The organism is Brevibacterium sp. UCMA 11754 (assembly GCF_021532275.1).
Classification (GTDB): domain Bacteria; phylum Actinomycetota; class Actinomycetes; order Actinomycetales; family Brevibacteriaceae; genus Brevibacterium.
Window position 1 is genome coordinate 203,760 of the sequence record NZ_JACBOT010000036.1, and the last position, 24,341, is coordinate 228,100.

The window sequence follows — 24,341 nt, forward strand, 5'->3', positions numbered from 1 at the left end:
CCTTGACTCCCACTCAGTTGTCGGTGACGTCGGACGAACGGGTCACCATCTTGTCGATGAAGCCGTATTCCAGTGCTTCTTCGGCGGTGAACCAGTGGTCGCGGTCGTTGTCCTTGAGGATCTGCTCCAGGGTCTTGCCTGTCTGTTCGGCGGTGAGCTCTGCCATCTGCTTCTTCATGTGCAGGATGAGCTCTGCCTGGATCTTGATGTCGGTGGCGGTGCCGCCGATTCCACCCAACGGCTGGTGCATGAGAATGCGGGCATGGGGGGTGGCGAACCGCTTGCCCGGTGCACCGGATGACAGCAGGAACTGCCCCATTGATGCGGCCATTCCCATAGCGACGGTGGAGACATCTGGCTTGATGTACTGCATGGTGTCGTAGATCGCCATTCCCGCGGTGACCGAGCCACCCGGGGAGTTGATGTACAGCGAGATATCCGCATCGGGATCCTCCGCCGCCAGCAGCATCATCTGGGCACAGATCGCGTTGGCGTTGGAGTCACGCACTTCCGAACCGAGCCAGATGATGCGCTCTTTGAGCAGGCGGTTGAAAATATGGTCATCGAGACCCATTGCTCCACCGGCGTCGAGGCCGACGGGCGCTGTCATTTCATGTGCGCTCACGTTTCACTCCTGTTGGTCTTTGGTTGGCTTGATATGGACTCTAACTGCTCACCGGTCGGATTTAGTCCGTCGGAACGCCTGTGTTCGCCATCAGCGTGATCGGGCACCGGATTCCCCCGAGTCTGCTGGGAAGATTCGTGCCGGATGAGCCCCGCACCTGGCTGCGGCCGTCCGATGCACCTATGCGAAACGGTGGGCACGGAATAGTTCCCGTGCCCACCGTTGTCGGCTCTGTCACCGCCGAAGCGGTACGAAATCAGTTCTCGTCGTCGCCTTCGACTGCGACGGCATCGTCTGAGTCATCGGCGCCCTCAGGTGCCTCTTCCTCAGCTGGAGAGGTGAACTCCTCCATATCGACGACGTTGCCTGCTGTGTCCTTGACGACAGCACCGGCGAGAGCAGCGGCCAGGGCCTTGCGGCGTGTGACCTCTCCGACCAGTGCGTTGACCTGGCCGGAGCTGTCGAGCATCTGAGCGAACTCATTCGGGTTCATGCCGTACTGCTGTGACGCAGAGATGAGGTATTCGATGAGCTCGGGCTGTGTCACCTCGACCTCTTCGGCTTCGGCGATCGAGTCGAGGATGAACTGGGTGCGGAGATTGCGCTCGGTCTCCTCGGTGACCTCCTTGCGGTGCTCATCGTCATCCACGCGGCTCTCGGACTCAAGGTGACGCTCAACCTCGTCGGTGACGACCTTCTCAGGAACGGGCACGTTGAGGGTCTCGATCAGTGATTCGAGGACCTTGTCGCGTGCCTGAGCACCCTGGTCGGTCTCCTTCTGCTTCGCGGCCTGCTCGCGCAGGTCCGTACGCAGCTCGTCGATCGTGTCGAATTCGCTGGCCAGCTGGGCGAAGTCATCGTCAGCCTCTGGCAGTTCGCGAACCTTGACCGCGCTGAGTGTGATGGAGACTGTTCCGGTTTCACCGGCGTGCTCTCCGCCCGCGAAGGTGGTCTCGAAAGTGGTGGTCTCGTCTGCCGACAGACCGTCGAGAGCTTCGTCCATGCCATCGAGCATGGTCCCGGCGCCAACCTGGTAGGAGATGTCGGAGGCGGTGTCGATCTCTTCGCCGTCGATGGTGGCGACGAGGTCGAGGGTCACGAAGTCGTCCTTGGCCGCAGGACGGTCAACGGAGCTCAGCGTTCCGAAGCGGGTGCGCAGCTGCTCAAGCTCGGCATCGACGTCTTCATCGGTGACCTCGATCGGGTCGACCTCGACACTGATGGTGTCGTAGGCAGGCAGTTCGATCGTGGGGCGCACGTCGACCTCGACAGTGAAGGTCAGGTCGCCGTCTTCGGTGCCGTCGAGGCCGGGGACCTCGGAGATCTCGACCTCGGGCTGGCCCAATGGTTTGAGATCGTGCTCTTCGACGGCCTCGCGGTAGAACCCGTCGAGACCGTTGTTCACGGCCTCCTGGATCACTGCGGGTCGGCCAACGCGCTGATCGATGATGCGCGCAGGGACCTTGCCCTGGCGGAAGCCCGGAATGGTGACCTGGCCACCGATGGTCTTGTATGCCTCGTCGATGCTCGGCTTGAGTTCGGCGTATGGGACATCCACGCTGATCTTGACCCGCGTGGGGTCGAGTTGCTCGACGGAGCTCTTCACAGTGCGACCTTTCAATTTCGACAGTCATGCATAATCGGTCATCTGGTGACCTGGAGGGAGCGAAAGTCCACGATGAGATCGCGCACGTCCGCAAGACGCAGTCACCCATATTACGCGAAACACGGGACAAAATACGAAACAGGCGGGCCGCCGCAGTACCGGAGTTCGCGAGGAGCGCAATCGATGCCGGTTCTGATGGACAGCGGAGCCGTGCACCGTGAACACATGCCCCCACGGAGGCACCGGCAACTCGGGTCAGGGTCGGGCGCGATGGAGCTCGTCGAGAGTGATGATCACATTGGATGCCGTCCACGACAGAGGCGCCACGGACACTGCCGCGCCTTCTGCACTGACCTTCTCGGGAAGGGAGCCGGCCTGCGTGCGATGGCTGCCCAACCAGTCGAGCACCCCGTCGGCCTGTGTTATACCGCCGATGCGGGCGAACCCGACTCCCATGAGTGATGTCGACGGGGTCCAGCTCGTGTGATCGAAGATCCACCCATGCCCCGGCTTGATCCCGCCGGCGGGTTGGCTAAGTCTGTCCCAAACGTGATCAAGGGTCGATTCTCCAAGGTCCAAGCCCGCGCCGGCTGCGGGCAGATAGGCTACCGCCGAATCGAGACCTCCCGAGGTCGGGTAGCGCTGCAGTCCATTGGCGATGAATGTTCGAGAGAATGTCGCTTCGAACGCATTGCAGCTGTCCCCGAGTGCGTCGGCTCCCCCATCTATGTGATCCCACAGGCCGCTGCTGTGCACTGCCAGCCTGACAAGTGCCTGCAGGCCCAACAGTGTGGGTCCCGCAGTGCCGAGCGTGACTTGGGATTCGCTGACCTCCCAGTAGTCGGACGACACCGGGGGCAGCACTGTGCCCCGCTCGGTGAGGTGGAGCAGACGCTGGGAAGAGCGACGCAGCATCGGTGCCATCGTCTCGAGGGCGACCGCTCCGTCTTTTCGCCCCGTGGCCCGGGCACCGACGTCATGGACGTCGCTGACGGCCCAGAGCAGAAGTCCAAGAGCGTCGAACTGAGAGGGGCGTTCGTCCGGGGCCAGCCCGAGGTCTGGGGTGAACCGTGCCGCGAATGACCCATCCTGCGATTGCCGCGACTGCAGGTGAAGAAGGTGCTGCCACGCCAGGTCGACCATTCCGACTCGGGCCAAAGCAACCGCAGCGAACGCCGCATCCCGCGGCCAGATATATCGCCACGGCTGGTCCCAGCTGGCCACCGTTGCCGGAAGGGAGTCGGTGAGTACCCACAGATCGAGAAGCGCCGAGGTGGCAAGATCGCGACGATGATCGGGCAGTTGCGTGATCCATGCAGTGCACCGCTCCAGGAATTGCTGTTGCCGTACCGCCGGCCCCCGGTCTTCTATTCCGGGCATGACATGTGAGTTCGGCTCCAAGCGCTGCGCCATCTCGACGCCGATGCCTTCGCGCGCGGTCCCAGAGGTGAAGGCGACGGTGGCGGAGCGGAGGGGATCAGTCCGGCGCGCATGGGCGAGAATGTCCGTGCGTGAGGAAGTCACGAAGCCTGCGCCGAGGAGACCTGCACCTGCGAGGCCACCAGTGAGGACCTGTCGGCGGTTCAGCCGGGGCCAGGGCACTCGCCGCTGCTGGGGCTCGGGACTCATATGGGAACTGGCTTTCTGCCGTGGGCCACCATCAGTGATGAACGGTGCCGCCTCGGTCGTGCAGAATCGATGCGGGGACCCGGGCACACGGTGCTGGGCAGAAGGAGATTCTACCGGAACCCACCGCACTGCGGCCGACAGATCAAACGGGAACCGAAAAACCGGCCGGACCACATGGTCCGACCGGTCAAGGGAGGGGATGACGGGAATCGAACCCGCTTGAACTCTCTTTTGAAACACTATTCTTCGTTGGATTCTAGGGGTTTGAAGAGGTTGGTGGGTTTGAGATATCAGTTCGTGCGGCTCCTCTGGCCGCATGATGCGGCCACCGTGCGGCACCATCTCCGCGAGGCATCAGAACGAAGATTATCAAAAAACATGCGAACTTCTACGAACATTAGCCGAACTGCCGCACGTAGGGAGGGTATGAGCAAAACAACACAGGCTTCACAACAGGCGCCCTCACTCGAGTCCACTTACTCCCCTTTGGCAATCATGCCTTCCCCGGGGCAGGACATCTACGTGCCCAACGGATTGCCATGTGTCTACACACCCGAGCAGGTTGCCGCCATCTTGCAGTGCGGAGTTCACTTCCTGCGCGACGGCACCCGGAACAGTGAGCTCCCACATCTACGCATCAATCGATCTGCCGTGCGGTTCACCTCCGCCGACATCAAAGAGATCATGTCGATGTTCGCGGTCAAGCCCATGCCACAGGATGAGCTGGAATCTGCCGTCCCGGCCACGATGGCCGTACCCGAGACTTATGAGGATGGGGATTTGTCCGAGTACCCAGGCGGGAGCTTGCGGACTAGGGCATGTCTCCTTTATTCGAGGCTGTGGGGCTGACGCTGTGGATGGGTGACTACGCACGACCGCCATCAAATCTTCACTGACGAGCAGTGGGAGAAAATCGAACCGCTACTGCCCTCGAATGCCGGCAAGAGAGCCCGACTGTTTGAGAACAATCGTCGGATCGTCGAAGGAATCGTCTACCGATACCGGGCCGGCATCGCCTGGCGCGACCTGCCCCGTGAGCACTTCGGCCCCTGGCAGACAGTGTGGAAACGCCACCGCCGCTACGCCGCCGACGGCACCTGGGACCGCGTGCTGGCCCAGGTTCTCTCTGAGGCCGACGCTGCCGGTGACATCGATTGGAACGTCTCCGTCGACGGCACCATCAACCGTGCCCACCAGCACGCGACGAACACAACCCGCCCCGATCAAGACACAGGGGGTTACATCGAATTACAAGAATCTGCCCGATCCGACGTGTGAACCGGCCGGACACGGCATCGGAGGCTCACGTGGTGGACTGACGACGAAGATCCACCACGCCGTCGACGGCAAGGGCAGACCTCTGGCTGTCGTGGTCACCGGCGGGCAACGCCACGACGGAGTGATGCTGCCGCAGGTTCTGGCCGACATTCGAGTCCCACGGGTCGGTGGCGGTCGTGCTCGCACCCGTCCGGATGCAGTGTTGGCTGATCGTGCTTATGGGTCCAAGGCAATCGCGAATACCTGCGTTCGCGCGGATTCCGTACAGTGATCCCGGAGAAGAAAGACCAGATCGCGACTCGAAAGAAACGCGGCAACAAAGGTGGGCGACCGCCGGCGTTCGATGCCGCCGCGTATCGGAACCGCAATGTCGTCGAGCGTTCGTTTGCCTACGTCAAGCAATGGCGAGGATTAGCGACGAAATACCACAAACTCGCCATCACCTATCGAGCGGCCGTCGTGATCAGCGCGATCCTGAAATGGCTACGTCGATAAACTTGGTTGCGAGCTAAGTAGCTTACAAATATTCAGTACTCCAAGGACCGGTTGCGGTTCCAACGATCACAGTATCTACATCAGCGCCATCAAAATGTACGGCTCCTGCCGGTACATATAAGAATGATCCCGATGGGTAGGATCTGGCAGCGCCAGGTTCGAGCACCGGGCCGTATCCAAGTCTGAGTGTGCCCGCCGCTACATGGAGATGGGCGGGTGCAGAGTGTGAGTGTGGTCCATCGTAGACACCAGCGGGAATGAAGAATGCATAGGAGAACATTTCTCCAGGAGCACGGCTGCCAATGAGAGTCGCAGATTTCGTGCCATCATCGTGCGTTACTTCCCACGGCATGTCATTTGGGTCAAAGGCTGCTGCGCCAGACAGAGAGTTGATCATGGTCCGAGCCTAGTTCTTTGCGCAGCCACACAGCTGGCGGGATTCGGACTTCACACTTTGCAGAATCTCCCGCCATTTGGGAGACGTGCCCTAGTGTGATTACGTCTGCTTGAAACAATCGTGAGGACTGGCCACACCGTGTCGTCAGTCCTCACGATTGTTTACTGCGCCGCTGTCGTACTCAACGGGATCATCGCTTGGCTACAACATTCGTCACACACGCCCTAGGCCAGCAGGTTGTACGTATGAGCTGGTTATGCCCATAGCGGCGGCGAGATTGCGGAGCATCCCAGGCGTTGCGGTCCACTCCGCTGCCGTGATGAGATTACCGTCAATGACGGTATCCATTAGATTGGTCGGCTCCCAGATAGCGCCGACAGATTGGGCCTGGGGACGGCAGCAGGGATGGCCGGTACATGTACGTCCGTCGAGGACCCCGGCCGCAGCCAAGATCTGTATGCCATGGCAGATCGAAGCGACCGGTTTGTCTTCGTCGAAGAACCGGCGGACCCAATCCAAAATCGTCTCGTTAAGCTGGAGACTTTCCGGTGACCGCCCCCCGGGTACGATAAGGCCGCTGTAGTCGGCCGGATCCACGTTGTCAAAATTGCGAGTGATCAGGACCGCGTGGCCTGGACGTTCACTAACCGCCTGGAATCCCACAGGATTACCGCCCGATAGTCCCAGAGAGTTGGCGAACACCACATCTTGAGCGCCATCGATATGAGAACGGTCAAAATCGTGGATGCATGACATCACCATTTGCCCGCGATCCTTGCCCGGGCTCACTACATCGACGACAATATTAAGCATTTCTAACGCCTGGATCGACACCATCGCCTCATAATCTTCAACCCAGTCACCAACGAGCATCAGCACTTTTGGCCCGGCCGGAGCCAGTTTTGCGTCGGAATAGACCATCGATATCTCCTTTCGAAAATTTCACGTTAACCTCTACATGAGGTTCGCGGCAACTTGTGGGCACATGGCCTGTTGTACACTGTCTGTGCAGACACTTCCTCTTCGAAGACGACCTAAAGGCGTGGAAGCAGCATGGAGTCGGTTCGCGCGAAGTCGGGCGAAGGATCCGTTCCTTCAGCGGACCCTCACATCGTCACCGAGCCCATGGCTGGTTGAGCGACAAGCCACAGATCATTTTCAGCGATCATAAACAATCCTGCCTTTCTTGGGCCCCTATTTCTTCACAAAGTAGCCTGCCAATCGATTCCAGGCAAAGGTCCTCGGCTGGGCCGCTGGCGTCTGTGACAACGAGTATCACTAGATCAGGCAGGTTCGCGATGTCTGGCTGGTCGACCAGTCGAACGATTTCAGCGCAGCAGCTCCTCTGGCGCACAAGGCAGAGGTCATCACTGATGATCTGCTCACCCTTACCGAAGCCGTCGATTCCGTGCTCGGTATCTGGGTCTTCTCAAACAACTGCTTCGCCAGGTCACTATCGATCCCGAGGGTGAAGTGCTCTATAGAACGTCGGAACTCATCGGCGAGTTTGCACAGTGACTGCTGACTGACTCCGACTTCGTGGCAAAGACCAGATCGCCACGACAGCAGCCGATATGGCTGCGAGTTTCGGCCCCGAGATCCTCAGTACATCCGCGCCAACGGAACCGGTATTAGAACCCTGGTTGGGCTCGCAATCCACGCCCAACGCACCTCAGTCCGATCCCCACACTGAGCTAACCCGAGCTCTTACGCCCACAGGGCGTGTCAGTCCTGAAGTCGCCAATAAAGGAGACACGCCTTAGACGGCGGATGAAGAAGCTCATCGACGAGCGCAAAGCTGAGCTCGCCAGCAAGAACTAGATAGCTACGCTATCCATAGCTGTCGTCAGCTGAGGGTGATCACCGCCTCCTCAGACACCTATATGTGTATTCCGTGTTGAGAGGTTTTGATTGATATGAGCGCTAAGGAGCAATCCAAAAGCTCAGTCGGGTTCGTGATTGTGCTAGCCCTGCTCATCCTGGCAGGACTGTTCGTCGCCTACGGATGGGACTGATGCAAGGAGAGGTGACAATTTGATTGCCATGCTGCAAAGGCAACTGTCTCTATGATTGCTTCGTACTCTATTGGTGTAACAGGGCGAAGAACGATTGCATCGCCGCGTTGTCCCCAGCGGCGCCGACTCGTCCCATCGATCCGACCAACCCACGATGGGCAAGGGCACGGGTGAGCCTTTTCGACCTAAATTGGCCGTATTCAACTGGTCGTCGCAACAGTTGAATACGGCCTGTATCACAAGATCGCACTGGACACCGATACCGAAAGCAGGATTCAGATTGCGGTAGAGGGCTCTGCACCATGTCAGTGCGTAGCTCTGCTGTTCGGCAATCAGCTTGCGCGGTGCAGGTCTCGCTCGCTGGAGTTACGACATCGCTCAGAGCAGGTCACTAGCAGAATGATATCCGCAGCCTCGCAAGTCAATAAGGCCAGCTACGAATGACGCACCCATATATCGGGTTAAGGTCCAAGGATGGTCTCGCATCTATTAGTATTCCGAGCCCGTCTTGCGTACCGCCGGAACATCTCGTAGCATCGCTCCCTAACGACCATTAGTTAGGAATCAGGATGATGAAGTCCCAGATCCTCGCCAACGCACGAGAAGCATTTGGTAGTCATGGATACGCAGAGACCAGCCTGCGTCAGATCGCCGAGAAGGTTGGCATCAAGACGCCCTCTCTCTACGCGCACTTTCCGAACAAGAGTGCCCTCTACGAGGCTGTGTACAACGAGGTCGCGAGTGAGCACAGTGAGTTCTTCGGCGGTCTTGTCGATGAGACCTCTGATCTCACTCCGCTGGAGCGGCTTCATGCTCTCCTCTCTGGGATCGAGACGTATTATCGCGTTCGTCCTGATCTTGCCGATTTCAGTCTCCGGGCTGCAGTCGCCGAATCTCATCCGAGCGGCCACGGCCTGCGGCGGATATTTCTGGATTCGGAGTCCTCGCTCATCTTTGCCGTGCAGCAGAGCTTCGATGATGGTGTTGCCTCACGCCAGTTCGCGCCCGGAGACACCGAAGAATTTTCTGCGCTTTTCCTCATGTTGATGGATGGCTTGTTCCTCCAACTCACACACTACGAACCGGCAGTGTTCCGACAGCGTTTCGAACTCGCTTGGCGACAGCTGAGCCGAATGCTCGTAACTACCACCTGGGGAGAAGACCATGGAGACGAATGATTATGAGGAAGGCTCGGTTCCAAGCGATCAGCGTCGATCGTGGTTGCCCATCGCCCTTATCTGGGTTGCGATCGGAAGTGACATCTCTGGTGCCTTCCTCGGGATCGAGCTGGCCTCCGGAATGTCGTTCGAACAGGCGATCGCCGCGACATTGGTTGGTTCCCTCATCCTTGGCCTCCTCGCCATGGTTTTTGCCTATGTCGGTGCCGCTACGGGATTGACGACCGCGATGATCTCACGGGCGGTCTTCGGACGCGTCGGCGGCACGATTCTCGCACTCGCTCTGACCGTGAGCATGCTGGGATGGTTCGCTGTTCAGATCGGCTTCTTCGGTGTGAACGCTCAATCAGCATTCACTGAGGTCACGGGGGTAAATATTCCGGTCTTCGTCTTCACCATCGTTGGAGGGGCCGTCATGGTTCTCACGGCGGTGTGGGGGTACAGAGCGATTGCCCGAGTGACGACGGTGACCGTTCCTCTCCTGCTTCTGCTTCTCACACTCGGAGTCATCGTCGCTGTCTCGACTCGGGGTTTCACCGACGCCGCCGCTACGTCGGAAACAGTGTTCACCTTCGGTGGCTCGATTTCATTGGTGATGGGCATCTACATGCTCGGCATCGTCACCGCTCCGGACATGGCACGGTGGGCAAAGTCTCCCGGCAAGGCGATGGCAGCGGGTTTCGTCGGCTTCTTCTTCGGCAATTCTATTATTGTCGTCGTGGCGATCGTGCTGTCAGAGATCATGTCCGACACGGACTTGGTGGGAATGTTCTTCACACTCGGCCTTGGCGGAGCCGCCGTCATCATCCTCCTGCTCGCCCCCTGGGTGGTGAATACAACGAACATCTATTCGACATCACTCGACTTCGCCGCCGTGACCAGGCGGTTCAGTCGTCGCACTTACACCTTGGTCGGTGGATTGGTCGGGATTCTGATCGGCACGGCGGGGTTCTACGAGGCATTTGTTCCCTTCATCTCCGCCATGGGAATCGTCATCTCACCGTTCGGTGGGGTCTACCTCGCCGCGTTCATCCACGACCGTCAGCGTCTCGAGGCCGCCGCAGATCCAACTCGCAGCAACACCAACATGAACGCAATCATCGCCTGGACCTTCGGAATCGTGATCGGGGCACTGACGACGCATCCGGAAGCCGGATTGGGTTTCGGCTCCTTCGACCTGACAACCATCCCCTCTCTCGACGCCATGACCGTTGCCTTCGGTGTCTATCTCATCCTTACCCGCACACTGCCTCACACACGCCCAGCAACAAGCAGGCAATCTTCTTCTGGGCTGGACTCTGCTGGTCAAACTCCGACGCGGCAGAACTCCACCGGAGCCGAATGTCACAGTTCCAACAAATCCGACAATAAACTGTCCGAGGAGGGCAAGGCATGAAGCATGCGTGGATTGACGAATCGGATGTGGACTCACTTGCAACCGGCGCTGCAGTATTGGGCACTGGTGGCGGCGGAGATCCGCATGTTGGTTCGCTCATCGCCAAACGTCTCATCAGAAAGAATGGCCCAGTGCCACTGCTGCCGCTCAGCGAGGTCAAGGACGAGGATTTCATTGTCCCGATCGGTGGTATTGGCGCTCCTTCGATCTCTGTTGAACGCATCATGTCCGAATCCGAGTTGGATATGGCACTTGATGCAATCACCGAGGCAACGGATCGAACCCCGACGGCGATCATGCCGATCGAAGTTGGCGGTGGTAACTCAATGATTCCGGTTGCAGCCGCCGCCATGCGCGGTCTCCCGATTGTTGATGCCGATGCCATGGGACGAGCGTTTCCCGAAGCACCGATGGTGACGTTCCACCTTGCGGGGTACTCCCCCGGTGCCACAGTCCTCGTCGATGCTCATGGCAACATCGTCGTCAGCCGCCCAAGCGATGGTGCATGGTCCGAGCGCTTGGCCCGCGCAGTCACTGTCGAAATGGGAGGTGCAGCCACGATGATCGACTACGCCTACGGTGGTGCTGTCGTTCGTGAGTGCGCGATCGCAGGGACGCTGACGATGGCCCATCGAATTGGCGAGATCCTGCTGGGACGGGACGCAGGCATTCGTGAGCACAGGAGAATCGATGCACTGTGCAGCGACCTGCGAGCCGTCCGTCTGTTCGAGGGGAAGATCGTCGAATTGGATAGGCGCATCGAAGGCGGTTTCACGCGCGGGACCACGCGGCTGGACGGAATCGGAGTCGATCGCGGGGCCGATTGCAGACTGGAGTTTCAGAACGAAATTCTGCTTGCACGGCGCAATGGCGCCCTGGCTGCAGTGACACCTGATCTCATCGCGGTCCTCGATCACACGACAGGCCTGCCGATCACCACGGAGTCGCTGAAGTACGGGTTACGCGCCGTGGTCATCGGCATACCGTGTGATCTCAAATGGAGAACCCAAATGGGAATCGCGACGGCCGGGCCTGAACATTTCGGATACGACGTTGTGTGGAGACCAGTCGAAGAGATTGCGTCGGCCCGAGAGGCGGTTGCCTGATGAGACACCGTCTAGGAATCGACGTGGGTGGAACCAATACCGACGCAGTCATACTCGACGAACAGCTGCGAGTCGTGGCCTCGGTCAAGTCGCCGACCACCGAAGACACAGGCGATGGCATTGTCGCGGCCGTCGATGCAGTCCTCGCCCGCTCTGGTGTTGATCCGGGATCGATATCGCACGCAATGCTCGGAACCACTCACTGCACAAACGCGATCGTCGAACGTCGCGGACTGAGCAAGGTCGGCGTGCTCCGTTTGGGAGCGCCGGCCACAACAGCGGTGCCCCCGCTCGAGGGGTGGCCTGATGATTTGCGCGATGCAATTGGCGAGCACACCTACCTCATCGCCGGTGGCCTCGAACACGACGGCCGCGGGTACTCGCAAATCGACGACGATGAGATACGAGCGGCTTGCCACCGCATGCGCGGCCACGTTGACGCAGTTGCCGTTATCGGAGTGTTCTCCCCGATCGACGAACGCCAGGAGATCCGAGCTGCCGAGGTGGCCTCAGAGGTCCTGTCGGTACCGATTACGCGCTCGGCATGCATCGGATCCATTGGATTGCTCGAACGCGAGAACGCAACAGTGCTCAACGCGGCACTCAAGGACACGCTGACCACATTGGCACAGGGGTTCATAGCCGCACTTCATGCTCGTGCCATTGATGCAGAGGTCTGCATCGGTCAGAACGACGGTACCTTGATGCGGCTCGACTACGCCCTCGAGTTCCCCGTCCTGACCATCGGATGCGGACCGACGAATTCGATACGTGGCGCGGCGCACCTGTCCGCTGTGGCCGATGCACTTGTCGTTGACATCGGTGGGACAACGACCGATATCGGAGTTCTCGTCAACGGTTTCCCACGGCAATCGGCTGAGGCCTCGGATATCGGGGGCATTCGAACCAATTTCCGGATGCCGGACGTGCTGTCCTTCGGCCTGGGTGGTGGGACTCTCGTCGACATCGATGGCGCCTCGGTGCGGATCGGGCCCGAGAGCGTTGGTCATCGAATTCATTCCGAAGCCCTCGCTTTCGGCGGGACAAAAACGACGGTAACCGACATCGCCCTTGCCTCCGGCAACGCAAGTATTCCCGGCGTGGCAGAACCGTCGATCGATCCTACGGTCCGCGATGCGGCACTGGACCGCGTCCGCGCCATGATCGAGGAAGCGATCGACCGGATGAAACCGAGTGCCGATGCGGTGCCTGTCGTGCTTGTTGGAGGAGGCAGCATAGTGGCACCAGATAACTTAGACGGAGTCTCGGAGGTCATTCGACCGGAGCATTTCGGTGCGGCCAATGCTGTGGGCGCGGCCCTGGCGGACGTAGCCGGCCAAGTGGAAAAGCTCTACCGAGTGGAGAATGGTCCCGCGGATGCTCTTGCCGATGCTGCGCAAGAGGCACACGACCGAGCCATTATGGCCGGTGCCGCAGCCAAGACCGTTGAGGTTGTGGAACTCGAGGAACTGCCGCTCGCCTACATGGAAGAGAACACTGTGATGATCCGAGCTCGAGCGGTCGGCCAATTGGCTGAATGACGAATGTTTCGCATAGCAGATGGGGCGCTACCTCTTTACTCTTGGAAAACTTTCCCAACCCGGCTGGCGGAGTGCAATGTGCGCGATCCAGCCAAGGGTCAAGCTGCCCTTGGTCTCCAGGATCGGCTGTTGGCGCCTTCACAGGTCGAACCGTCTGGCCCGGTGACGAAGCTGGGGTACGCGGCGACCATGGATGCCGAGTATTCGCTCATAACTCCTTCTCGGCACGGTAGTCGGCATATCTGTTGGCGATCGTCGCCAGGGCGAAACAAGTGTAGAGAAACTGTGGGTGGAAGGTCTCAAGCTCAGCTTCGGAAGCCAAATGAGTGAGGTGCTCAGACTCGTAGAGCCACCACGCTTCAAGCCTCGCCAAGTTCTCGTCCCGCCAGGCCAGCACACCGTGCTCGACGAGGAACGCACGAACAACGACTTCCGCGCTGCCACTGGCAACCTGGGACAAAGAATCGTGGGAAATTCCCCTAGGATGAGCACTCAACGATCGAAGCACTGCGACCGATTTGCGCCGCTGGAATAGTGTAAAAACTGCTTGTCGCGGGACCGCACGTAATGCCTCACGCAGTAAGTTTCGTCCGTCCGCACCGGGTGACGGGCCGCCTGCGAACAGCGAGTCGACGACGTCCGCGGCTTTGCAAAACGGGCAGAGTCCGAGCTTGGAACACTTTTTGACATGGTGTTATGAGAACAAGCTCGCCTCAGCAAAGGTCACCATCCCCGCCTCTCGTGCAACAGCACTCACGGTTGCCGGCATAACCAGCACTGACATTTGGACGGTACTGGACCAGTTCTTGGACCCCTCGAAAATGATCAGCGGCCAAACCAGACTCGCGGGGTGCCTGCTATTGATCTACGGTATTCGAATCGGCCGTATCGCCGAGTTGAGGCTTTCCGATCCTCGCGAACACGACGGCAAATACAGCATCCTGATCAGAACGGATCCGCTTGAGCTTCCCTCGTCACTGGATATCGCGGCAATCCACGCTCAACACAATCGATCAGCTCCCCGGCTGATGACACCCGCAACGGACGACGACTGGCTATTCCCAGGAGGCGTCCCCGGACGACACCTCACGCCCACGTCATTAGCGGCTCGCCTCCGCAAACTCGGTGTCCACAATCCGACGAAATTCAGGAAGGCAGCTCTGACACCATTGGCTATCTCGTTGCCAGCACCGGTTCTCTCCCGGCTTCTCGGACTCAGTATCTCAACGGCAACGACTTGGACCACCGCAGTTTCGTCCAGCAACGCCTCATACGCCGCTGCACGTCTATCCACGCTACCTGGGTTGTAGTTACCAGCGCTCAACTGCGGTGCACAACCGCAGTACGCCAAGAATCGTCGTCGGCCCCAGCCAGCAGGTCGAGCAAGCCACGCATGCCGCGCCAACAGATAGCTTCTTGGGTCGGGCCCGACGTCGCCTCGCGGGGCGCTGACCGTTGCAGCGCCATGCAGAGACGCGTTCAGATCCAAGACTGCTGTATCGAGCGATACTTGGTTGCCCCATGGGGAGAGCAGTACGAGGGACGCGAAGCCTTGCCGCGCCAACCCCCGGCCGTGCTCGACGGCAACCGTAGTCAGGGGCGCAATGGTGAGCGACAGCGTCCCGAAGAGCTCTTGGTGACGGACCGAGTCGCCTATCCGCACAGCAAGGGCGAGTACCGCGCCGAGCCGTTGGGCGACTTGAGCGCCGCCGGCGTCAGCGAGGATCACGTCCGCGCCAAGCGGCAGATGGCCGCCGTGGTTCTCGAGCGACCCGAATGGCACGACCACCGTCGAGTAGCCGGCGTCGACCTGCCGCCGCAGCTGGCGCGCGGTGAGCATCTCCAACTCGTGCATGCCCAAATTATCCACGCCCAGAGGAGGCATGCTCAGGACCGTCGGCCTGACTGAAAGAGCCACACTATTCGACCGACATTTCGACAGGTACGTCAAATCGATAGCTGAGCGGTTCGCCATTGGTTAGGCCGATGAAAACGGGTCGGCCAACAGGCGTGTAGCCGGCTCTCCACGTTTCCTCGGTAGCTTCGTCATCGAGCTTTACATTTCGCTCTCCACGTTGGTAGACGGACTGAATGCGCTTGGCTTCGATCTGATCGGTAGCAGCAATCTCAATTCTCAATATCGGCATACGACGACCGTAGGCCAGTTCCCTTTGAACGTTCCCGTGGGCTGAACCTGACCATTTCCTGTAAATGCACACGTGCCGATTTCCGGCCGCGGCAGTCTGATCATCGTGTAGAGATGCCTTCAAGTTTGCCTAACTGGCCGTGAAGGTTACCTTCAGTTTGGACAGAGCGTCAGCTTGACTGAGGCGACAGTCCTATATGCCTGGAGACTCGACAGGGACATCAAATCGATACCTGGGCGATTCACCATGAGTTGATTGAGACAGCGTAAATGTGGGGGCCGGGGGTCTTCGCCTTGGGGACTCGGTCGTAGAACTTGACCACCGCGTGCCGGTCAAGTCGGTGCAGGGGCTCTCGTTGATGTCTTGGCACAATACGAACTAGTCTGAACTATGGCTTTCGACAAGGACGCGATTTGCACGGTGCTTCATACGATGAATTTCGCCACACCACCGGGGTCTATGGTTTCCAAAATCGTCGCTATCGACGGATTCGGCGGCGCGGGAAAGAGCACCTTGGCTGCTTCAGTGTTGGGGGAAAGAGACGGAGTCCTTCTCCATACTGATGACTTCGCCAGTTTGGACCAACCGCTGGAATGGTGGCCACGACTATTGAACCAAGTGCTGGAGCCTTTGGGAATCAATCAGACAGCACGGTATCAACGGTATGATTGGGAATCGCAAAAGCGCGCCAGATCGGGGGAGGTACAGAGCTCTACCAGTGCGATTCGAGATCGCCTCGACACAATCAGATCTACTGGAGCCACTACCACGCAGCGTGCGGAACATCAGCCGCTTTCTGGGCGCCTCTCAACCCTTCGCGAAAAGTCGTAAACCGACTATTCGGCCACCCCCGGCCCTGCTAGGACACCCAACAAGGACGGTTACAAGGCCGGTGACGAAATCGCGCGAGGCGATGGAACGACCTTCGAGATCAGTGACATCCACCCCACCGGAACGATTACCGCAGTCGGTCATACAATCGACTCCCCTGTTAAACCTCAGAGCTTCAAACCTCATTAGCTGAGGCTGGACCGTACATGGGTTCAACGCTCAGCACGCCACCATTCGATCAAGCACTTTGAAGTGTCACCGGATGAGGACTGAGGCCAACCTGTGCCATTGCCGCACGTAGTGAGGGTATGAGCAATCTCAATCGTGTGCAGGCTGGCATCCCCGAAGATGGACAAACCTCTGAGGCAGTGAAGTCACGTCCTGATTTGCCGCCACTGGATGAGAACTTGGCCCAGACCTGGTCTCAGGAATACGTGCCCTCGGTCAACGCTGACGCGGCCATGGACTCGCTCGAGACCTCGATCGCCCAGCTGAGTGATGAGCAACGCCATGAGCTCCTGGAGACCGAGGAGCAGGCCCTGGCTTCGACTGATCCTGAGGAGTTGACGCAGCTAGCCTCCCACCCGTCTCCTCTGGTGCGTGGCGCTGTCGCTGCCAATGAGTCGATGGGTGAGCGGGCACTGGTGACGATGCGAGACGACCCGGATCCGTTCGTGAGGGTCTCAGCGCTCGAGAATCCGAACATGAGCGACTACGCGGTCATCCAGTACGCAAAGACTCGAGCCGGAGACGATGAGCTGCGAGCCTGCCTGACCGGACGCGAGGACAATTCAGCAGTCGCGGCAGCGGTGGCTGCCAACCCCAGGACTCCCCCAGAGACGCAGTCGCACTTGGCCTCGATTCGAGAGGACTCTGTTCAGGCCGAGATCGCTGCAAACCCATCTGCAAGACCCGAAGCTCTGAACTACCTCTCAGCACACCCGAACCCAGCCATCCGCTCCGCTGTTGCCGCCAATCCCCACGTACCCGCGAGAACGTTCGGTACCTTGGAACGCGAAGGTGACCCCAACGTTGCCGGAGTCATCGATGCCGAGCGGCGAAACCACGACTCAGCCATCTATGACGGCAGAGACGTCTACGTGGCCAAAGCCTGGAACAAGGAGCAAAAGATTTACCGCAAGTATATGAAGAAGATGGCCAAACGTGGCCTCGATGAGAAGGGCCAGCCGCTTCCACAATCCCAGTTGGGCAAGGGCCGGCGTCGTGGAGGAAGACTGGGACGTCGCGTTGTCTCCTACTGGGTGCACCGCGGTTCCGATCACATCCTCAGAGGCGGTGTGAGAGCAACCATGCGCAAGTTCAAATAGTCAGCGCAAGCCAGTCCCGACCCCATTGCCGAATCAGGTACGAAGCACCGCTTGACCATCTCGAGGAGAAGACCACGAGTTCCACACTTGCCTACGCTGCCGTGGCCATCATTTGGGCCGTTCTGGCCCTGATCTGCCAGTCGGTCGTCACCCCGTCTGAGAAATCCGTCAGGCGCGGAGACAGACTGAGATAATAGCTGCCTGGAAGCGATAGCCTCAGCAGCAGAGGCCGACAGCGGTGACGATCGTGTTCGACGAATGCTGGACCATGACCCTCAAGCACGCCGTGTCTCTAGAATCTTCTTCACGATCGGTGAGACCCACGCCGAGACGACTATATGAGCCGTTCGAGTTCGGGCCCCACTACTCCCCCATGCACTGACCAGAGCCAATCGCACTCCAGGATTCGAGAGTTATGAGACGACATCACTTGGTAGGGAAGCGTAGGATCGACCACATGTCACTCGTCTCCAGCACTGGCTTCGCCCACGTCCGCCTAACAGTCACCGACATCCGCCGCTCCAAGGACTTTTACGACCGCATTTTCGGTTGGCAGGTGGCGGTAGACAGCTCCGAGTTGGCCGAAGATCCCGCGGTGCAGAAGTCGTGAGAGCAGTATTACGGCGGCCTAATCTACCAAACACCTCAGGGCACACTGTTCGGACTACGCCCAGTCGGCATCGAGGCGTTCAACCCTGATGTCAGGGTATTAGATCACGTGAGTTTTGCTGTCGAAACACGGGCCGAGTTCGAGGCTGCTGCGGTCGAGTTTGACAATGCCGGCATCGAGCACGGCGAGGTGACCGACCTGACCGATGTCGGCCTTGCGATCCTGTCATTCCAAGACCCCGACGATATCAACGTCGAGTTGACCGCACCGCTGGAGTGAGCCGGTTGCATCCCCTGCAGCACCCGGGTGTACCGGTTGGCGATCACTATCGAAATGGGTCCACGTATCCAGCCGACGCTGATCGCGAGGTTGCACAACGTTGACAGGGTCGGCGGCGTAGTCCGCGCAGTACAACGGATTCGTCTGGGCACTTGTCGGGTATGCTCCGGCGTCCGTCCTGCTGTGACGTCGAGCCCCGCACATCAATCTCCCCTTCGGACGGGACGCGCACCGCGACTCTGGCCCAAACGTGCGATTGCCCCTTCCGATTGGACTTCGGCATTGTCGAGTTCCAACCCAATTCCCGGCCGGTCCCGCAACAACAGTGTGGCGCCCAATCCGATTACGGTGAGTACGCCCAGGTAGGCTGAGACAGAAACTGTCGTACCCGTCGAGGCCACGAGCGCGGCGGAGATGGTCGGGGCGAAGGCGCCGCCGACTATTGTGCCGAATGCGGTCGAGATGGAGATCCCGGAATAGCGAACCGTTGCCGGAAACAGCTCGGCGTACCAGGCCGACTGCGGCCCATAGGTGAAACCCAGTCCGAGTGAGAGCAGACAGATTGCAATGGTCAACAACGCGATGCTGCCGGTGTTGATGAGCCAGAAGAGTGGAAAGACCATGGCGAGCTGCCAGATCCAACCGATGATGTAGCACCGTTTCCGGCCTATGCGATCAGCCAGTATCCCCGCAGCAAGGGTGGAGACGAGCCATGTGAAGGCACCGGCCATGACAGCAAGCAGAACTGGGGTGCGTTCCAATCCCACCGGGCCGGAAGGGTCTGTTGCGTAACCTTGGATGAATCCGCCTGTCACCATGTAACCAGCGGCGTTGTTCCCGGAAAAGACCAATGCACATAGGAGGACGAGCACCCCAAAGCGCCTGAAGAGGACGACCACTGGCATGTTCGTCTGTTCTTTGTTCTCCGCGATCTGGGTGAAGACCGGACTCTCAGAAACGGCGCGGCGCACAAGATAGCCCATGACGATCAGAATCGCGCTGAGAAGAAATGGTACGCGCCACCCCCAGTCGACAAAGGCTTCGCCCGGGGAGATGACGCCAGTCATCAGGGACAAGACTCCGCTGGCAAGCAGCATGCCAAGGGGCACTCCGATCTGAGGGTAGGTTCCCCATCTGCCCCGGTGGGAACTCGGAGCCGATTCCACAGCCATGAGTGCGGCGCCTCCCCACTCTCCTCCCGCAGAGATCCCCTGGATGATTCGGAGGAGGACAAGCAGAACCACCGCAGCCATACCGATTGTCTCGGTGGTGGGCAATATTCCGATGATTGTCGTCGCACCGCCCATCAGGATCAGTGTGAGGACGAGCATGGCCTTTCGTCCGATCTTGTCGCCGTAATGACCTGCGACGATGGCCCCAATCGGGCGGAAGAGGAAACTGACTCCGACTGATGCGAAGGAGATGATCACGGATGCCGCTGGCCCAGCTGGCTCGAAGAACAGCTGGGGGAAGACCAAGGCCGCCATGCTGGCATAGATGAAGTAGTCGTACCACTCGACGGTGGTTCCGACAATTGTAGCGAGCGCGATCCGACGGCCGTTCGATGGTGGCGTGGACCAGCGAGAATTCTCTGTTGCATCTGGGAGTGCATGCATCATTGTTCACCTGTTTCTGTGGATTTACGGCCCTCTATCCAGGCCGAGCGCATATCTCGGAGGACCCATTTCAGGTCATCATCGGGTATCAGATAGCCCCCCACACCGGTTGTGAACAGGATGTCGTAAATTCGACCTCTCGCTTCGTCGAGAGCATCATCGATCATTTCTTTACGCGGTGGAGGTGAAGGCATTAGAGCTGTGATCGTGTCGTGGCGCTGATCAATCACCTCAATTCTGTAGTCACCGGCTGGCATGTATCCGAAGTACCTGTCGAGTTCGGCTTTGGGTTCGTTGATCAGCTGTTCACGGGCCGCTGAATCCGAGCTGAGCAGACGATAGTGATCGGCGGGGTCGACAGTTGGTGATCGGTCCGCGTCATGCACGTCACGAGACGGTACGTGCGAGGGCTCACGTGCGGGGCCCTCTTCGCGCTCGAGCTCGCGCTTTTCAGATGAGGGAGGTGCCGCAGGCAGTGTGGGATACGGCAGTCCTTTTCCCCGGAGAGAGCGTGCCTGTGCGATTGCCGCATTTTCAACAACTCGATTTTGAGCCGTTCGGGAAGTATCCAGCAGAATTGATCGGCACTACTCCAGAGGTCCATTTGATTCGGGGTCGAATCCTCCGGTTCCGCGGTCGACCCACGTCCATGTGTCATCGGTGGAATGACGAAGTATAAGGTGTCCCGGCGTTGTACCCGTGCGTCGAAACGCACCCCGGAAGGTAATGAGACGCCGAGCCCGGCCAATGCAGCCGCGGGATCCTGCTGAAGCTGTTGGGTATACTGCGAACTTCTCCAGGAGCACTCTGTGAGGGCTCCTTCGAGATCAATGCGTTTGTCGTTGGTCCGCAGGTCATTCATTTTCTGTGTCGTCCTCGTCCGAGAGTGGCGCGAGCTGTGCTCCCTCTTCGTCCTGTAGGCGGGTCACCGGCTGCTGGGGCCGGTCGTCCAGTACCAGCCGAGTCACGTCTGGTCGCGCATAGTGGCCGGCTGGATCAACGATGTTTTTGGACAGATCAATGGATGCGAGGTCAAGGTCTGCAATGGCGATGCCCTCCTGTGTCGGGTCAAGGGGGCCTGTGAGCAGTGACGAGTCCGGCCCGTACACTCGCGCATAACCTCCGCCTCCGGTGTACACAGGGGTCGGGCCACCGTCGGCGGCGGGAAATTCAAGAGCGCCTCCATCGCTCATGATCTGGGTTGCCATGATTACGAAGGCACTGCCGACGAGGGCGTATGCCTGTGTGGCGGAAATGAGTGTTTCGGGGCTGAGCGCGGGAAAGTTGCCAAGGATGCCGAGGCACGGCCATGCGGCGATGTGGATCTGTTCGTCCTGGGCAGACATTGCATAGCTCGTCAGAGGTTGGATATGTTCGAAGCAGTTCAGCGCACCGATCCTTCCAAGGGTCGTGTCGATGACTGTGAGACCGCTGCCGTCACTCTCGCCGAACAGTGTGCGTTCTGCATGAGTCGGCTTGAGTTTGCGTCGGTGGAGCAGCACATCGCCATTGGGGCCGATGATCGACTGCGCAATGTAGAGGGAGCCGCCTTGCTTTTCGCTGAATCCCAGAGCAACCATGATTGAGTGCCTGCGGGCGGCTTCCCGAATTCTGGTGAACTCAGGTCCATCCAGGGTGACTGAGTTCGCATGGTACCGAGCAACGAATGGCCTCTGTTCATAGACCGGGTAGCTCCAGAGGAAGACTGGATATCCCGGCAGCCACGTCTCGGGAAAGGCAAGCAGCTCGACCCCCCGATCGGCCGCCTCAGCGATCAGCTCGATCGTCTTGTCGACCGTCTTATCGAGATTGAGCCACACCGGCTCGGCCTGGACCGCAGCTACTCTGATCTTTTTCGACATTCCTGCTCCTTGGCGTAGGGAAACTCTTCTTATGCCCGAGCGTAGAAGGGACGCACATCACACACATCTGCAGAACGTGCATGAAACTGAGCACCATCTGCATGGTTGCCCATTTCCTGGAACAGGTCTCTTTATCGAGACCACTGCACATGCGGAGTAGACTCTTTCTGCAAACGATGGATCAACGACGAATGATTGAGGAATCGGGGAGCAATGTCGCTGTTCTCTGCGGAAACCATTGCCCAATGGCAAACGGTCACCAGCCGTGTCTATGTGCCTCTCCGCTGTCGTCCGGTTTCCGATGAGTTTGCAGCACGTGTCCACGTGCTGCAGCTGAGCCCGTTCCTCTCGTTGTCCAGACTCAAGACTGGAAGCGTCAAGGTCCAGCGCAGTGCCTCTATGGCGTCGAAAGCGCAGGAGCAGGAGCTTCTGTTTGCTCTGCAGGTCGGCGCCTCCGGTTCAGTCTCGCAGTGCGGTAGGGAAGCCTTCATGAATCCCGGAGACGGGGTACTTTACGAAACGACTCAGCCCTACGAGATTGATCATCGTATGGCGGGCCAGGACGAAGTCATCGCCAAAGTCCATCGCTCGGCGATTCGCTTACCACGAAGCACGGTTTCCGAAGCGTGTGGAAAGCTCATCGGCGCCGATGATCCTCGCCTCCGGGTTCTGTCGTCCTATCTGCTGGCGCTGTATGAAGATGCACAGGATATGAACCCAAGGTCTCGCTTCGAGATGGCGGCAGTCTGCGTTGATCTGTTGGAGACCCTTCTTCGCCCGGGGTTAGCCACTGCAGGAGCCACTCTTGGAAAAGAACAGCTGCTTGAACAGCTGCAAGCGCATATTCACGATTATCTTCACCGCCCCCAGCTGTCGGTCGAGACGCTTGCCCGACATCATCATGTCTCGGTTCGCGCCGTATATCAGGCGTTCGAGGTAACCGGAGAACCGCCAGCCTCTTATATTCGTCGTCTTCGCTTGAGACGCGCGGCCTCGCTTCTCCCCGATGCAGCCGCGGGAACTCGTACCATCGGATCGATTGCCAGCGAGAGCGGATTTCATGACGCATCAGCCTTCGCTCGTGCTTTCAAACACTCGTACGGTCAGACACCGTCATCATGGACTACCCACATGACCGGCAGGTGACCCAGACAGCGCGAGCATCTTCGAACAGCGGAAATGGAACTCGCGTTTCAGATGCCTCGACCCACTTTGAGCTCGGCCACAAAGCCCACGGTGCACGTCTGTCTCGCGAAGTGCGTCGACGCAGCGTCAGGGAATCGACAACGATGGCGGCCCGCAGGTGGTTTTCGCGCTGCTGTGGTATAGGTCCAAGCATAAGAGCGCTTCACTCTCCGACCAGCGGAGGCCGGTGCCTGCCAAGGTGCGAATGAGGAGCGAGAAGTGCGGATCGATCGCCTTCATGATGACGTCGATGTCTCTTTGAGCAATGATGGGCGGCTCGGTCTTGATCAGAGTTGGCAGTCTCACGCCGGTGCAGGGGTTGACCTGAACGCGGCGATCCTGGACAGCCAGATTGAAGGCGGCCGAGACGATGGTGAAGATATTGCGAATGGTCTTCGGCGAGAGCTTCTTCGCCAACAGTGTCTTCACGTACTTGCGCAGGTCTTTGGCTTCGACACTCGCTGCCGACTTCCAACCGATCTCATTCGTGATGTGGTTGCGTTGGAGCGCCTGATAGTCCTTGAGTGTTCGTGAGTCACCACGCGATTGGAAGGCAATGTATTCGGTGACGAGATCTTCGACAGATTCTTCTTGAGAATGTGCCGCGTTCCACCGGCGTCCGGCTTCGATGACGTCCGATCCGGTCTCATCGAGCATGGTCTTCCACATTCGAGCTTCAGCTTCGGTATCGAATGTCATCGAAGTTTTGTCGCGAGAACCAAGCTTACGCCAGTCGACGCGCCACCTGTTTGCCTTCGTCGTGGAGTACTTTCGGATGCTTGCCATGCCCCGATAATACGGGTTTCATGCGGCCAAATCACCTTCTCGGTGACGTTTGCCCTGGTGAGAGGGCTAAAACTTGGAGGGGATGACGGGAATCGAACCCGCACCATCAGTTTGGAAGACTGAGGCTCTACCATTGAGCTACATCCCCGTGTTGCGTTAACGACTATAGTCGACATCCGCACCGGCCGCCAAATCGACCGAAGATGAGCTGAGTCACACCGCCTGCTGCGACTTCACGTGCCGCCTGTGACCTGCATCCCATTCGTGATGAGGAGCCGAATCGATGTGCATCTTGACCCCTGCCTGTGGTTAGATTGTCTACGTCGCGGGATGTGGCGCAGCTTGGTAGCGCATCTGTTTTGGGAACAGAGGGTCGCAGGTTCAAATCCTGTCATCCCGACGATAGTGAAGCCGTTCGGACTGAATCTCCG

The 24,341-nt window shown here is 59.0% G+C and carries 19 protein-coding genes, 2 tRNA genes and 2 pseudogenes; 10 read left to right on the plus strand and 13 right to left on the minus strand.

Annotation, left to right across the window (positions count from 1 at the left end; translation table 11 throughout):
• Positions 1–13: 13 nt before the first annotated feature.
• From HX613_RS21145 to HX613_RS21155, 3 genes are all read right to left on the minus strand, one after another.
• A complete protein-coding gene (locus HX613_RS21145) occupies positions 14–610 on the minus strand; it encodes an ATP-dependent Clp protease proteolytic subunit (protein ID WP_101618803.1) in 597 nt (198 codons plus the stop codon).
• 271 nt (positions 611–881) lie between these two features.
• Entirely contained in the window at positions 882–2,231 is a 1,350-nt protein-coding gene (gene tig / locus HX613_RS21150; RefSeq protein WP_235347117.1) for a trigger factor, read from the minus strand.
• A gap of 255 nt (positions 2,232–2,486) precedes the next feature.
• Positions 2,487–3,860, minus strand: a complete 1,374-nt coding sequence (locus tag HX613_RS21155; RefSeq protein WP_235347118.1) for a hypothetical protein — start codon at positions 3,858–3,860, stop codon at positions 2,487–2,489.
• An 861-nt stretch (positions 3,861–4,721) separates the two neighbouring features.
• Here HX613_RS21155 and HX613_RS21160 point away from each other — a divergent pair.
• Positions 4,722–5,633: pseudogene (locus HX613_RS21160) on the plus strand (IS5 family transposase).
• A gap of 22 nt (positions 5,634–5,655) precedes the next feature.
• Here the strand turns inward: HX613_RS21160 and HX613_RS23135 are convergent.
• The 3 genes and pseudogenes from HX613_RS23135 to HX613_RS21170 form a co-directional block, all read right to left on the minus strand.
• On the minus strand, positions 5,656–6,030 hold the full coding sequence (locus tag HX613_RS23135; protein ID WP_442862628.1) for a cupin domain-containing protein: 375 nt from the start codon (positions 6,028–6,030) through the stop codon (positions 5,656–5,658).
• 213 nt (positions 6,031–6,243) lie between these two features.
• Positions 6,244–6,951 (minus strand): DJ-1/PfpI family protein, encoded by a 708-nt coding sequence (locus HX613_RS21165; protein WP_235347119.1) that lies wholly within the window; start codon positions 6,949–6,951, stop codon positions 6,244–6,246.
• Between the two features lie 1,164 nt (positions 6,952–8,115).
• Positions 8,116–8,238: pseudogene (locus HX613_RS21170) on the minus strand (IS3-like element ISAar45 family transposase); the annotation flags it as partial.
• A gap of 376 nt (positions 8,239–8,614) precedes the next feature.
• Between HX613_RS21170 and HX613_RS21175 the strand changes: the two are divergent.
• From HX613_RS21175 to HX613_RS21190, 4 genes are read left to right on the plus strand one after another with little or no spacing between them, the layout of a single operon-like run.
• Positions 8,615–9,223, plus strand: coding sequence for a TetR/AcrR family transcriptional regulator (locus HX613_RS21175; RefSeq protein WP_235347120.1), 609 nt, complete (start codon positions 8,615–8,617; stop codon positions 9,221–9,223).
• Positions 9,210–10,619: a cytosine permease gene (locus HX613_RS21180; protein ID WP_235347121.1), complete on the plus strand. Its 1,410-nt coding sequence runs from the start codon at positions 9,210–9,212 to the stop codon at positions 10,617–10,619. Before HX613_RS21175 ends, HX613_RS21180 begins: the two co-directional genes overlap by 14 nt.
• Positions 10,616–11,725 (plus strand): DUF917 domain-containing protein, encoded by a 1,110-nt coding sequence (locus HX613_RS21185; RefSeq protein ID WP_235347122.1) that lies wholly within the window; start codon positions 10,616–10,618, stop codon positions 11,723–11,725. The genes HX613_RS21180 and HX613_RS21185 overlap by 4 nt, the downstream gene beginning before the upstream one ends.
• A complete protein-coding gene (locus HX613_RS21190; RefSeq protein WP_268827095.1) occupies positions 11,725–13,266 on the plus strand; it encodes a hydantoinase/oxoprolinase family protein in 1,542 nt (513 codons plus the stop codon). Before HX613_RS21185 ends, HX613_RS21190 begins: the two co-directional genes overlap by 1 nt.
• A 208-nt stretch (positions 13,267–13,474) precedes the next feature.
• Here the strand turns inward: HX613_RS21190 and HX613_RS21195 are convergent, their stop codons facing one another.
• Together HX613_RS21195 and HX613_RS23140 are read right to left on the minus strand one after the other, a co-directional pair.
• Positions 13,475–13,726, minus strand: a complete 252-nt coding sequence (locus HX613_RS21195; protein WP_235347124.1) for a hypothetical protein — start codon at positions 13,724–13,726, stop codon at positions 13,475–13,477.
• Positions 13,727–14,266: 540 nt separating this feature from the next.
• A complete protein-coding gene (locus HX613_RS23140) occupies positions 14,267–15,241 on the minus strand; it encodes a creatininase family protein (RefSeq protein ID WP_442862629.1) in 975 nt (324 codons plus the stop codon).
• A gap of 1,311 nt (positions 15,242–16,552) precedes the next feature.
• Here HX613_RS23140 and HX613_RS21205 point away from each other — a divergent pair.
• The 3 genes from HX613_RS21205 to HX613_RS21215 all read left to right on the plus strand — a co-directional run bounded on the left by HX613_RS21205 (position 16,553) and on the right by HX613_RS21215 (position 18,461).
• A complete protein-coding gene (locus HX613_RS21205; protein ID WP_235347126.1) occupies positions 16,553–17,572 on the plus strand; it encodes a variant leucine-rich repeat-containing protein in 1,020 nt (339 codons plus the stop codon).
• A 457-nt stretch (positions 17,573–18,029) separates the two neighbouring features.
• Positions 18,030–18,182 carry a VOC family protein gene (locus HX613_RS21210; protein WP_235347127.1) on the plus strand — a complete coding sequence of 51 codons (153 nt, stop codon included), beginning with the start codon at positions 18,030–18,032 and terminating at the stop codon, positions 18,180–18,182.
• 108 nt (positions 18,183–18,290) lie between these two features.
• Positions 18,291–18,461 (plus strand): hypothetical protein, encoded by a 171-nt coding sequence (locus tag HX613_RS21215; RefSeq protein WP_235347128.1) that lies wholly within the window; start codon positions 18,291–18,293, stop codon positions 18,459–18,461.
• A 203-nt stretch (positions 18,462–18,664) separates the two neighbouring features.
• On the opposite strand, the gene HX613_RS21220 is transcribed toward HX613_RS21215, so the two are convergent.
• The 3 genes from HX613_RS21220 to HX613_RS21230 all read right to left on the minus strand — a co-directional run bounded on the left by HX613_RS21220 (position 18,665) and on the right by HX613_RS21230 (position 21,939).
• Positions 18,665–20,077 carry an MFS transporter gene (locus tag HX613_RS21220; RefSeq protein ID WP_235347190.1) on the minus strand — a complete coding sequence of 471 codons (1,413 nt, stop codon included), beginning with the start codon at positions 20,075–20,077 and terminating at the stop codon, positions 18,665–18,667.
• The gene (locus tag HX613_RS21225; RefSeq protein WP_235347129.1) at positions 20,077–20,463 is read right to left on the minus strand and encodes a hypothetical protein; all 387 of its coding nucleotides are present in this window, start codon (positions 20,461–20,463) and stop codon (positions 20,077–20,079) included. The genes HX613_RS21220 and HX613_RS21225 overlap by 1 nt, the downstream gene beginning before the upstream one ends.
• 468 nt (positions 20,464–20,931) lie before the next feature.
• On the minus strand, positions 20,932–21,939 hold the full coding sequence (locus HX613_RS21230; protein WP_235347130.1) for a carbon-nitrogen hydrolase family protein: 1,008 nt from the start codon (positions 21,937–21,939) through the stop codon (positions 20,932–20,934).
• A gap of 213 nt (positions 21,940–22,152) precedes the next feature.
• On the opposite strand from HX613_RS21230, the gene HX613_RS21235 reads away from it, so the two are divergent.
• A complete protein-coding gene (locus tag HX613_RS21235; RefSeq protein WP_235347131.1) occupies positions 22,153–23,085 on the plus strand; it encodes a helix-turn-helix domain-containing protein in 933 nt (310 codons plus the stop codon).
• A 126-nt stretch (positions 23,086–23,211) separates the two neighbouring features.
• Here the strand turns inward: HX613_RS21235 and HX613_RS21240 are convergent, their stop codons facing one another.
• Complete coding sequence (locus tag HX613_RS21240) at positions 23,212–23,910, minus strand: tyrosine-type recombinase/integrase (RefSeq protein ID WP_235347132.1); 699 nt, start codon at positions 23,908–23,910, stop codon at positions 23,212–23,214.
• A gap of 74 nt (positions 23,911–23,984) precedes the next feature.
• A tRNA-Gly gene (locus tag HX613_RS21245) sits at positions 23,985–24,058 on the minus strand.
• A 178-nt stretch (positions 24,059–24,236) separates the two neighbouring features.
• Here HX613_RS21245 and HX613_RS21250 point away from each other — a divergent pair.
• Positions 24,237–24,310: transfer RNA gene (locus tag HX613_RS21250), tRNA-Pro, on the plus strand.
• Positions 24,311–24,341: the final 31 nt, after the last annotated feature.